This window comes from Paenibacillus sp. FSL R7-0333, assembly GCF_038000365.1.
Classification (GTDB): domain Bacteria; phylum Bacillota; class Bacilli; order Paenibacillales; family Paenibacillaceae; genus Paenibacillus_AQ; species Paenibacillus_AQ silagei.
Genome location: NZ_JBBOBZ010000001.1, coordinates 2261039 through 2275065, shown reverse-complemented (window position 1 = coordinate 2275065; position 14027 = coordinate 2261039). Strand labels below are relative to the sequence as shown.

2 protein-coding genes are annotated in these 14027 nt (G+C 51.5%); both read right to left on the bottom strand.

Features of this window, described 5'->3' with window-relative positions:
* Positions 1–30: 30 nt before the first annotated feature.
* A complete protein-coding gene (locus MKY86_RS09320; protein WP_076078269.1) occupies positions 31–7809 on the bottom strand; it encodes an S-layer homology domain-containing protein in 7779 nt (2592 codons plus the stop codon).
* A 27-nt stretch (positions 7810–7836) separates the two neighbouring features.
* Entirely contained in the window at positions 7837–13425 is a 5589-nt protein-coding gene (locus tag MKY86_RS09315) for a hypothetical protein (protein WP_340826746.1), read from the bottom strand.
* Positions 13426–14027: the final 602 nt, after the last annotated feature.

Sequence of the window (14027 nt, the reverse complement as noted above, 5' to 3'; positions counted from 1 at the left end):
CCGCTTGCGAGCGGAACGGGCACATCCTTGTTATTGCTTGGCTGTAATGAATTGATCCAGACGGATGGCAATGGCTGCCGCCTGCTCACGCGTAAGCGGAGTGGACGGGTTCACCTTATTGCCTTCTCCGAGAATAATGCCGTTCTTGATGCTCATTGCCACTGCTTGTCTTGCCCATGCCGGAACCTTGCCCTTGTCAGTGAAACCGCTGAGGATCGAAGTGACTTCGTCCTCGCTAAGTTCACTGCCCGGATTAACCTGATTCAGCAATCTTCCGAGCATCGTCATCGCTTCAACTCTTGTCAGCGTATCCTTAGGCGCATACTTGCCGCCTTCAAGACCAGTGACAATACCCAGCTCTGTAGCAATGGAGACGCTACGGTTATACCAGCTGCTGGCGCTGACATCACTGAAGCCTGCCGAAGCTGCCTGCTTATTCATCAGACCTGCAACACGCAACAGAATGGTCGGATATTCTGCCCGGGTCACTTTACCTGACGGATCGAACAGTTCCGCAGATTTCCCTAGCACGAACAGCTTGGCAGATGCCGCTGCGATGCCTTCCTTGCCCCAGCCTGAAGGCATATCCTTGAAGGCCTTCTGGTTGCGGATGAAGAAGAGGCTGCCTTCGCCGGTCAGCTGTACATTCACTGCCGTACCGCTGCTGTCCAGCTTCCACGGTACCGTTGTCCAGTTGCCGTCTTTGTCCTTAAGCACCATGGCCGTAATCTCCTTGGCCGCAAGCGGCGCAGGAATCGTGATCTTGGCTGCAAGCGTAGGCGTCCAGCTGCCCTTCGGCAGGTTAACGTTCACCGTTACACCTTGGCCTGCCCCCATCAGGGTGAAGCCTTGCTGATCGGCGATAGCCTTCATAGCCTGCTGATCAGCAGCACTGTTGGCACCAATACCGATAGTAAGTCCGGCAGTTATACCTGCAAGATTCTCAGGAGCAATCACCAGTTGTCCCATAGGAACTTCAATCACAATCTTCTTCTTCGCACTCAGTTGCTGCTGAACCACACTCTGGTCTACACGGATACTGAATGCTTTGGCATTCGGATCGGCGGAGCTTACTGTGAGGTCACTGCCTGCTACAGCTTCTTTATCCGTAATCCGGACGATAGCTGTAAGTCCATCCCACTCTGCTGTCACGGCCTGGCCGTTGACGGTAATCCGGGCTGCCTGTTCCGGTGCTTGTTCTTCAACAACTCCCGGTACGGCACCACCGCCTCCGCCACCACCGCCAGCACCGCCGCCTCCGCCTGAACCGCTGCTGGTCCAGACCGATGCAGCTACACTGCCGGAAGCCCTAACCAGCTTGTCCAAGGAGGTACGCTTGGCCAGCACAACGGTGGCGCCCGGATGAGCGGACACGATACCATCGAGAGGAAGCAGGCTCCATGAGCTTACATTGTCATCCCTTTTCAGTTCTGCCGGATTGGACGAGAAGACCTTGTAAGCGATCTGTTGTCCAGTCATATCTCCGGCGGAAGTCACCGTAATCTTCGTATGGTTGCTGTCTCCGTTAATCGGAGAGGATACAGCTTGCACAGTACCCAAATCATTCGATTCAGGGACAGCTACAGTCGTCACAGCCATGCCTTTGAGCGTAACACCCTCAGACACTTTATACTCGGCTTCAATCAGACTGGAGCCTGTAGCCAGTGCAGTAACATTGCCTTGTGCCGACAGGGATACCGAATCGCCTACGGCCACTTCATAAGTCAGATTAGCCAGATCCTTACCGGTAACTGGCTCTTCCTTGAATTTCGGCTTGCCATTGTCGTCCTTGCCATCCGAAACCTTGAGATAAGCCTGGATTAGGCCTGCCGCACCCGGCGTCAGCGTCTCCGCACCCTTGAGAACCAGGGCAACCGGTACTTTGAATCCGGCATTCGTAATATCCACAATGGCTGTGTTCTGATTAGTAGCACCGTCAGTTGCGACAATGCTTAGCGCCACTGAAGGCTCCTCAGAATTCACTTCCACCATTCCATTGAAATCTCCCGTCTTCGGATCTACCGTAAGCTCCTTGGAGATGACCTTGTCTTTGTATTTGCCGTCAGACTGCAACTGACTCACGGTATAAACTGCACTTAGCTTCGTTCCCGTAGTTGTCGTTCCGGCTACACGAACGGCACCCTGTGCAGTACGTTCGCCCGTTACCGGCTCTGTGAGATACAGGACCGGTGCGATCGTATCTACCGTCAGATACAGCATGGTCACTGAGATATCCTTGGTCACCGTATTTCTGGCCCTGAGTTCAATCGCATACGGCCCGTCCGTCTGGAACTGGTCGAGATTCAAGGTGCCTTCGCTTCCGCCGCCGGCCTTGTTCGTCAGGGCTACAGTCGCAATGGATTTATCAGCATAGAATGCTTCCACTGTCACATTGGACTGGCCTGAAGAGAGCGTCAGCTTCTGCTTCGTTTCATTCGTTAACAGGTTCACGTAGTTCCCGGAGGAGGCATCTACCGTCCCCGATGAACTCAATACCGTCAGCTTCGGCAGATCCGGAACCGGCAGCAAGGTGCTGCTGCTCTCTCGCCGCTCGGCATAATGATAGTTCTGATGCTTGTCGGCATCCTCGGTTGGAACCGTTGCGGCACTGACGCCGATGACGTAATTCTTCTTCACTTCCAGACCGACATATTTCACCTTGCTCAGATCAATCACTGAGCCTTCAAGGCTGCCCTTATAGACTTCATCTGTTGTAGATACAGCCTTCCAGCCGCCAATCAACAGACCTTCGTATTTGCCTGTGGAGGCATTCCAGTAAGGCTTAAGCTCCTGTTCGGTATACAAAAGCTCTCCAAACGGAGCATATTCACCCAGTTTGCTTCCATCATCCAGCTTCGCATCGACCACATAGCTGTGCTCGTAGGCGCTGTGTCCCGGTTTCTTCGCTCCCGGCTTGAAGGAGAGTGAGAACAATCCGTTGCCGGCAGGCTCAACAATGACATCACTGACACTCTGCGGTGCCAGCGGATCAATGATTTCAAAGCGCTGCGGCGATGTCTTCGTCCCGAAGTTCGAGCTGGATTTCAGCTCGGCCCGCAGGTAATAGTTGCCCTGTCTGAGCAGCCCGCGGATATCTTCCGGGTTCCCCATCAAGGTTACATTGGTTACATCGATCACTTTGCTGCCGCTCGTGATTCCGCCGCTGACCGAGCCGCCTGCTCCGACCGGCACATCCTTGGCGATCAGCATACCCGGGTCACCCGTCTGCAGAATCTCCTGGCCATTCAGCATTTCCTTGCGGTTTGTCACCGCATCCTCAGCCAGATACAGGTTCACGGTATCGCCTTCGGCTGCGTTGGCCACTTTCCAGGAGGCTGTGAACTTATTCGCATTGGAGCTGTCCTTCGCCAGGTTAACTTCACCCAGAGTAGGCAGGGTAGGAACGTTCAACAGCTTGGTGTCAACCGCCGAGACGGCTGTCAGCTTCCAAGTGCCGCCTTTGGTGGCTTCATTCTCAGGAATAATGATATATGCTCTGCGAATGTCCACTTCACTGCTGAGTTTAGACACATTATCCGTTTTATAGCTTGCAGGAATATATTGTGTAAAAGCATTTGCCGTAGGATCCGTGTTCGTGTTATCGAATTTCACCGGATACAATTTGCCTGATGCATCCTGCAGCTTGAATTCCGGCATTTCCTTGCTGCTGTACTCCATCTCAATGATGGCATTGCCGGCTACGCCGTCCATCGGAATCTCATGGATTCTGCCGCCGTTCTTGACCGTAATGCCACCTACGCCGACATTGATCGAGCCGTTCTCGACATATTTAACGCCTTCTTCTACCTCACGGTAGATAATCTCCTGATTCTCTTCCTCGGAAGCTACCTTGGAGGTGGCCAGCGTCTGCACGCCTGCCCCAATCACCATCAGGCGCGGTCCAAGCTCAGGATCATCCACCACCAGATGGATCATACCTTCCGGCAGCTGATCTGTAGAAGTACCGAATTCAATGCCTCCACTCCAGTAGTAGGTAATGCCTAAGGAGATCAGCAGAATGCCAATGCTACCCCAGACCTTGTCATTGTTGACCCCAAGGAACATACTGGACAGCGGCATGCCGCCGACAACCGGTACATCGTTCGGAATCTGCACCTTGGAGCTGATATAGCCTTCAAAATCCGTACGGTTCTTCTCCAGATTCTGTCCGACGAAGATACCCGCCTTCCCGATGATGATATCCCATCCGCCGATATCCATCTCTGCTTCCACGCGCACGAACCATGGGGTTACCCACTGCGCCTCGAGCAGCGCTTTGGTCAGCATCGGAAGCCGGTCATCTTTCTCCGCATCGGCTTTGGCAGCGAAATCCAGCCTGCCTTCCACCTTAAGGCCGGTACGCTTCACTGTCAGGTCCACATCGCCGAAGAAATACGCCGGAGCAATCCCGAACCGCATGCCTACGCCTGCTTGAATGGTTAACGGGAACGGGTCCTCTGCCGTGCCGCCGGCAATAGTGTCCGCCAGTTCACGTACTGCTCCCCGTATAGCTGTCAGGTACGTTGCACCCGTCACCAGGATACCCGGCTGCGGAAGCTCTGCCCCGAAGGCAATCACATCCGGAAGAATCCGGCCGTCTTTTACCTTTTTGAGCGAGAATTCAATCTCCACGCCCATCATATTCTTCAGCTGTGCGGCGAACTCCAGGCCGTATTCATTGCCTACGCCCCCGCCTTGCACAGCGTGCTTGATTGTAACTTTGCCGCTTGGGGCATCCGGACCTTTTTTCTTATCCGCATCCTTCTTCTTATCCGGTCCGAACAAGCCCATCTCCTGATTGAGATCGAAGCCCAGGGAGGCATCGACGCCATAGAAGCCTGCACTGTTGAAGATGACATTCTTAATTTCGGAGTTAATGATCTTCAGGGACAATGAGCCGCCGAAGGAAATCCCATTCTCTCTAAGAATGAAGTCATTGAAGGAGAAGCCAAAGCCGTCGATCGAGAAGCTTGGTGCCCCGAACAAAGACTGCTTGTTGAAGTACACATCCTCAATCATGATCTGGCGCAGCGGGTTCAATCTGTCACCTACACCGCCGATGGCCCATTTCAGGCTGCCGTTCTGACTGTCGTCTTCCGGATTGCCGTCATTGCCCTTCTCGTCCTTCTTATCGTCATCCTTGCCCTTATCCTCTTCCTCTTTTTCCTTCGTCGGATCGAAGTCCTCTTCTCCAAGCGACTTGTTGAAGCCGTTGAAGAAGTCGAGCGTCCATTCGCCCTTATGGAAGACGAATCCGCTGCTTGCTACGCTCAGCGTTCCTTCACCCTTGACAAACAGGGTATCCAGGAAGGGCAGATCGCCAGGCAGGGTGTTGCCGAAGATATCCAGCTTGCCGCGTACAAAAGACAGATCTTTACCTTTATAAGCTACAGCATCATTAATAATGGCCGGTTCTGTCTTGGTATCCACGATGACCTGCTCTTCATCACCTGTACCCACCTGCTTGATCATGCCGCGGACGGTAACCAGAATCTCACGGTCGAATTCCGGGTCCTTGGCTTCCGCTTCTTCTTTGAATTCCTCAAAGTCCTCTTCCGTTGCAAACAGCTTGTAAGCATACATTGGAGTCTCTTTCAGCGCTTCATCATCCATGAATTCGCTGATATCGAACTTCGGATCAACCGCTTTGCTCGCTGCGCCGAATAAGGCTTTGGTTTTCTTATATTCGGTAACAGCCTTGTACAGGAACGAACCATCCTTGAAAGGCTTGCCCGGGAACAGAGAGTTCAGCTGATCCACCAGCTCATCCTTTACCGAAGCACCGTTCGCAAGGCCGCTGATATCTACAGCTTCCTTATAGACCGCCATCACTCCGGCCTCACGGATTCGTGTGTCGTTATTATCGGTGACCAGGAAGGATTGCGGAGTCGTCATATCATATAGAGCCGCTACTTCCTCGTCCCCTCCGGCGTCGCCTTTGTAATCAATCTCCACCTGATATTCACCAAGCGGCAATTCCGGTCCAAGCCCGGCTTCCAGCACATTGCCGCCTGAATCCACCTTATCACCGCCGCGGTACGTAATCCGCATGGCGCCGGAGAATCCGTCATCCGTCGGCTGCATCACCACTGCATCCTGGACATTGACTTTATACCGGTTACCGTCTGCTTTATTCTTGAGGTACAGGTCAAAGTTCGGAGCGGTCGTTGCATTGCCCGTATTGTAAGCTTCAATATTCGACAGATTGACCGTCAGATATTTCACATCTGTGCTATACAGCTCTGCCGGTGCTAGTGCGTAGGAATACGTAGCTGTTGCTTCTCCCACCGGCGGCAAAAGAATGAAATTAGTGCGGGTCGATTCATACTGGGCTTTAATGCCCTCATCCTTCACGCCTTCGATTTTACCTTGCGTTTCCGGGCTTCTCGCGGAAATCATATATTCCCGGGTAACCGGCCAAGGTCTGCCTTTGGCCTGAACGCGGAAGGTCGCGGTAATCGCGTCACCCGGCTTGTACTTCGGCTCAATGCCCATGGCTGCTTCATCAGGTGTGGCTGACTTTTTGAACTCCAGCATTTTGCTGCGGGAATTCTCCAGGACCGGATTGCCATTGGCATCCTTAACATCCTGGCCCAACTCATCCTGCCTGACGAAGCTGAGACCACTCTCCAGCGTCATCTCCACTTCAATCTTGGAGTGCTCCATATTGTAGGCCTGCAAGTTTTCTACTTCGGCTGTAATCGTGAAGACACCATTATCCACATACTTCGACGGAACGGTCTCCCCCGTTCCCAGCGAAGCTGTCGCCAGCTGCTGAACCTGATCTACATAACGGATCGAGAACACTTTATCCGGGGCTGTGAGTTCACCCAGGCCGTATACGGTCTCGAAGCTCTGGAAGCCTCCCGGTGCCAGCTTCTCCGGGTTCCAGTAGAAGGCAACGGCGGAATCCGCCGTACCGAAATCATTGGTATCTCTGGTGAAGTCCAGATTCGGATTAATTTTATAATCCCATTTCGTATTCGCCAGGCCGTTCCAGTGCCCGACGATCATTTCATCCACAATATTAATATTCTGTTCGGCAAAGTTATTGAAGCCGTAGGCCACCACATTGGTTGCCTGAGGATTCGTCAGATCCAGCTTGTCGCGCATCACCCAATAAGCAGGAATCTTGAAGTAAGCTCTATCTTCAAAGGGAATCCCCTTATCGTCCTCCGGATTATGCACCAGCTTCCGCTCCACCTGCAGCGGTGACTTGTAGGCCGTGCCAATCTGGAACTGCGGTCCGTCGTTGCCGCCGACCATTGTATCCAGCAGAATCCGGCTGCCGATCTGCACCTGCGCCCCGCTCTTGTTATTCACTTCATAGCGGATGTTGACGTTACCGGAATTCACAGCATCCTTGCTGTCGGTGTAGAGCATCAGAATCTGCTTGATCTCTACGCCTTTAATCTTCCAGATCATCTCCAGCTGCTTGGTGCCATTTGAATTCTCCACCACTTTAGGTGCACTAGTCTCTGAATAGTGGCTGGCGTCAAACTTATATTTATTACCGTAAATATAATCCGTTCCATCGATCCGGAACGTCGTGAACGACGTCTCCGGGTCATCTCCCTGGAACAGCAGGTTAACATTATTGTCGTTCTTGCGGATCGGTTGACCCTCTACAGTGCGAATGCCGTAGCGGCCCGTTTCGTTATCCACAGTGACCTTAATAAAGTCATTCTGAATCATGGTTGTCTTGGTACTGCTGGCCGCCTCGACGAGAGCATGGAAGCTCTCGGAGGTGGACAGAAATACCATGATTAAGGTGAGCATTACCGCTACTGTGCGTTTCAACAACTTCACCAAGTATTCCCCCTGTTCTTGTTTCAACTATTTCAGATTGCCGACAAAGAAGGTAGCAAATTCACGGTCCCGCTCCTGGGTTCTCACCAAAATGGTGTACCAGCCTGTTTTCGGGAAGGTGACCTTGAAATTACTGCTCACCAGTTCAGCATAGGTCAGCTTCTGCTTCACCAGCTTCAGCTGTCCTTCACGGTACAGACCAGGGTAATACAGAATATCGAACGTTCCTGCCTGATTGACCTTGTCTACTCCGCCTACCTTCATCAGGTTGAAGCCGGATACCTTGAAGGTAATGGTGTTGGTATTGAACAATGCGGATTCGCCGGATGAAGCCGAGATTAAGGTATCGTTACCGAAGACCAGCAATCCGCCGTCCTTCACGACCACCACATCCTGATAGACCACCGTCTTATTACCTACCTGGTCAACTGCTGTATACGCTACGCGCTGGCGTCCAAGCTTGCTCAGATCCAGCCCGCTTACCGATACTTTCACGTTAGCCTCAGCCGATACATTATCAGATACGGTGAACCCGCCCAGATCCGTACGGAAGCTAAAGTCTTTCTTGTTCTGAACAATCCCTACGGTTTCCTTATTCAGTGTCAGCTCAGGTGCTGTGTTATCAAGTCCGGCAATGGTCACCGGAACCTTGTTCACATTGCCCAGCAGATCCGAGATGGCAATAACCGCTGAACCGCTGCTCTCAAAAGCACGCGAGTAGCTGTACGTTCCATCCGCTTTACTGATCTGGTTCGTATAGGCGGCTCCATCTGAAATAGGTCTTACGCCTGAGAACATGTGGTTAGGGGCAGCAACGGTGCCGCTAAGCGTAACCTTCACTTTGCCTTTGGCATATTTCTGTCCGCCGATGGTCACAATCTGATCGGCCGGAACCGCTTTGCCTTCGGCATCTACAAAGGTATAGGCCACTTTGTCCGGTACCGGCGGCGCAGAGAGAATATTGGTTACCTTCTCTTTGATAACTGTTGTATTGCCGTACACATCCGTCACAGTGAATGAAGCCGTTCCATTCTCCATGAGTGTAATGCTCTTATCGGCACTGATGACATTGAATGCCTTAGCCGATGCATCTGCCTTCTCTACGTTAAGTGTTACACCTGTGGAGAACAGCACATTGCCGCTGTTATCCTTCAGGGTGCCGAAGTTCTGGCTTCCATTCTCGCCATATTGGTAGGAACGGACTACTTTCACCCTAGGGACTTCCTTGTTAATGTTCGCAACCGTTGCTTCAACCGTATTGACATTTCCGGCCGCATCCTTAATTTCGAATTCGAACTTGCCGTTCTCCGTGAAGGTGTAGGCTGTCTTGCCGCCATTGTTCACCACCGTAACCGGCTCAGAGGTGCTCTGGAGAAGGGCAACCACATTACCGTTCGTACTCTCCATGTATGAATATTCAATGGTTCCTTCAGGCTTAGTGCCGTCAATATTCTTCACGACCAGATACAGCGTATCTGTCCGGTCCGGATCACTAAGATCGGTCAGATCGAAGCTGTAGTAGCCGTTCTCGTAGATCTTGAATGAATTGCCGGTCCGCACAGGCACCGAAGGATTAATCTTCGATGGCATGACGCGGATACCCGGCGGAAGCGTAATCTCAATATCTGCACCCACCTTGGCATTAACCGGGCTGTTCACGCTGAGCGAAGCAAGCGCATAGACCGGCTGTACGGTAGTAAGAGGAAGCTTGATTTCAAGCTGGGCCGGCTTGCTGATCAGACCGCCAGGCGTTCTGTACTTGACCCACACCTGAAGCTCCTCAGCCTTACTCGTCGGAACCTTCACGGCTACGAAGTTCGTATAAGGCTTCCAGTTCAGCCAGCTCACTCCGTTATCCGGTGAGACTGAATATTCGTAACCGGTCTTGTCTTCCGTTTCGAGACTCAGCTTCATAATGGCTGTGTAGCCGTCCGCTGTATCACCGGACAGATAGATCAGAGAAGACTTAGCATCCGACACCGGCGCATCCGGCTTGGTCGTTGCCGAGACCTTGAAGGTTCCTGCGCTTGCTGTAATTGCGCTGTTGCCTGCTCCGTCAACCGCTAGTACATATAAGCGGAACTCAGAGATTTCTCCCGATTTTAGCGAGTTGTCGTCGATGGATACTGAGCCGCCTGCCGGAACATCTTTCCATTCTGTGGAAGACTCTGTAGGTACTTTTGCACCTGCATCTTGTCTGACCCATTGATACTTGCTGACCAGTCCTGTTTTGCTGTAGAATTCCGACACGCTAATCTTCGTCTTCTGCAACGGGAGCGGGTAAGCAACACTATCAGGGCTGAAATATACTACCGGTGCTTCATTATCAAAATAATAAGCCTTCGAGTAGTAGTACGTTTTGTCGCTATGCTTCACCATAAGATGAATGTATTGCGTGCCGTTCAATTTATCGCTAACTGGAATGACATAGCTGTAAGTGGCCTCACTTACAGAAGCGCCAAGACCCTTGGCTGCCAGCTTGGCATCGGGGCTGGCTTCCGGTGTCGCCGACGGTTCAGATGCTTCTGGCGAAACCGCATGTGTTACTGCCGGTTCAGTTGCTTCGGCCGAAGCAGCAGGAGTCGTTACCGGCTCAGCACTGTTATCCGGTGCCGGAGTCTCTTCCGGTTCAAGCGGCGTCAGCGAAGGTGCTGCCGGCCCTGAGGACAAGAACTTCATAAGGGCCACCGGCCCGATGCTCGCTGTAACTTCCGGCTTGCCCGGAGGACTTGGCTCTGTAGGGGCACCAGATGCTCCCGGTTCCGAACCGTCTTCAATCAAGCTTTTTTCAGACAGTGGAGATATGCCGGATGACTCGGAAACCTCCAGTCCGGTGAAATCACTATCCTTTGGACGAAGCGAGCTGTCGCTGATGGCATAGCCCACATAATCGGGATGCACACCGCTAATCTGGAAGGTAACATCATGACTCTTCACATAGTTAGGATTGGCTTCCGGTGTGAACTGTGTCGGAATTGCCGCCTCAGAACTCACGACTACCGCTCTTTCCTGCGGAGTCTTAATCGTCTCATTGCCCGCATGATCCAGCGCCTTCAGATAGAGCCAGTATGATCCGTCCTCATCAATATCCTCATAGGTAGACCGGGTTACGGTTGAACCGGTGTAGGTCGTATCCGCCCACTTTCCGTCCGCCGGGGAATCCCCGTCCTTCACCCATTGATACTGCACACTTTTGACGCCGCTATGCAGGTCCTTCACAAGAGCCTGTACCGTAGCTGTATCCTCTGCGGCCAGCGTAATGGCAGGTCCCTGGTTGTCCAGCTTCAGCACGCCAACTTCGTGCTTCCAGTTAGAGTCGTCATTCTTGAAATCCTCAAGCGGCCAGACACTCTTATCGCCGTATTGTCCAACAGCCGCCAGCGCCTGATTATCGGCATAGAAGATTTTATCTGCCTTGGAACCCGGTGCTTCTTCTATCCAAGCGTCATACTGCGCCTGATGGGTATTCTTGTAAATGTCTTTCTTCTTATGCTGCATCAATTCTCTGGCAGAATCCCAAGACATATCGGCAGTCCATGTATGCAGATACCACTCGCCGCTGTTCCCTTCCTCGAAGGCTTCCGCCGGAGGAGCGAGCAGGTTCGTCTTGTTATTCACTACCGACAGCTCTACATTCTCGAATTCTCCCGGATACAGCTCTTCCGACGGCTGCTTGGCGGAGAGTGCGTAACGCTTAAGCGCTGCATAATGATCTCCGGCTACACCAGCGAATGGATCAGCCTTATCCTGGCTCCACCAGTAGTACACCAGACCTACCGAAGGTGAGGCTTCCGCACTCATATTGGAAGGGCGGTAGATCCCGCGGCTCGGCCGCTCTGTTCCACGGTCAGCTACAGTAGGATCAAGATGCGGTACTTTAATGGAAGGATCGTTGGCGTCGATGGTGACCTTGCCTTTTTTGGCATAGGTTGTATCCGTCGCACCGCCTGTCTCGAACCGGTAACCGATCACCGGCTCCGTGTTGTCGATGAACAGGTTCGCCCAGTCAATCTTGGAGTTGGCGAGTGAGAAGTCGCCGCCTTCAATATTAGGAAACTTCTCTTCATGGATTCCATCGAAGTTCGCAGGCTGAATCAGCAAGTTACCTGCGTAATCCTGGATAACATCGGTATCCATCTGGATCGGCTCACTGCCGCCCTTCGCATCATTGGATATGGCTACGGCCTTGAGCAGCGGAGTTTCCACAGTCAGCCCGTCAGGCACGGTCATGCGGAACGTCCAATTCGGTGTATTTCTGCCTATAACATAATAGGCTTTCATTCCGTTATTGAAGAGGATGAAGGTTTTCTTCTCCTCCCAGCCGGTTTTGGCAATCGCCTCTTCCGTCATCTGGAGGGTGAAGTCAATCACATCTCCCTTATTCAGCGTAACTCCCGTCAGAATCTCCGGCTGAATGCCGTTCGCGGTCTTGGAATACTTCGGACGCACGGCATCGACAATGACACGGAAGCCGCCCCGGTCGAAGTCAAACGGGTTCCCGCTCTTCCGGTCCAGCCAGGCATTGCTGCCGCTGCTCGGTACGGTATTGAGATTGACAACCGCTTTATTGCCTGCCGCATCACTAAGCACGGCATCCTTCAATTTATTATCCAGCGACAGATCCATCTGTGCCCCGCCGGTGGTTCCCCCGGTAATTAGCGGTCTCAGCGGAAGGTTGCTGCTGTTATGGAAAGGAACGCCAGTATATCTGTAGGCAATTTTTTTCTGATAGGAATCCAGATTATTCTCATTAAAGGATATATTCTGCAGATACTGCTGCTGTCCGGCTGCTGGGAGTCCAGTATCCGGATCATTAATGAACAGCTTGTGACGCAGGAAATAATCAGAATTCGCCTTCACTACCGAAGTCGGTCTGACCGGCTCGCTGAAGTTATAGCTGAGCGTGATGTTCTCGTCTCTTTTGACATACAGCTCTTTCTGGTTAATATTCTCGTTGAGTCGTTCTGCACCGTTGCCGGTGAAGGTATAGTTATCGATGACCGGACGCTTGAGATCCTGGAACTTGAGGTAGAATCCGCGGACACCGGCTGCTTCACCGTCGTCATCGCCTTCGCCCCAGACCCTAATGTTAATAATAGAATCAGGTTTGATGAGGGCCTTAGCCGACTTGTTATACCGCTGGCTGCTGCCGGTCCGTTCATTGATAATATCTTTTCCGTCAATGTTTACTGTAATTTCAGAATGGCGCGTCCATATGAACCCGGAGTGACGCCGCAGCACAGAAAATCCTGTAAGCATCTCAGCATGCCCGCTCTCGGCCATATTTTTTAGAATCGGGTTATCTGCTACCTTCACCTGGAATCGAACCGTGGTCTTTTTATCATTGACACCGGCAAAAATATCGCCCTTGGCCCAATCATATTTGGCATTTGCACTTGTCTCTGTCTGGACAAAACCGTCAACCTTGGTATAAAAGTTAAGAAACGTATTGTCCGCAGGGTAGCTTAGATTTCCGACATGTTGTCCGTTTGGAAACGTGACCTCAAAATCATCACCCGCAGCCTCTGCCAGTCCACTAAAGGAACTGGGCATTAACGATAACAACATACTAAGAATCAAGCTTAGCGAGGTATATCTCTTCAATCTCCTGCTCATTAACAATTGGTGCTCCCCCTTATTCGTTCATCATTTCCTGTCCGGCATGCAGCAAGCTTCGCTGTAGTCTAAGATTCACTCCCTATGCTTCCGCATTCTCCTTTCGCCCTGCCCTCCCGTGGACAAAAAATACTAGTTATAAACTACCTATTTTTTCATATCTGCGTTTATTCTATCAGGCAGCTCTAAACAAACTCTTAACAAATCTCGACAAAAGCTGCGTCAAACGCCCCAAAATAGGGTTAATACACTCGGAAAACGAAAAAAGTCCTGAATTTTAAGAGAAAATGTCTAAATCTCTTGAAGTACTTAAAAAGTAACTAAGTAAAATATGACAGGAGTTCGATAAGATTATAAAATAGTCGGAGGAGAGGAGGTCACCTGAATCAAGTCGCTCGAAACGAATCAGATGGTAGAGAACATTCGGAGGATTAGTACACCTAAAATTCTGTAGGAGCATGAAAAATCACAGAACTAATTGTGAATAAATTAACACAAAAATATGAGCATTATGAATTCTAATACAGCATTAGGGTGAAAAAAGATAAGTTTCTCAAAGACGAGAAATGCTATTACATAGCGCATAAAGAGTGTACATACTT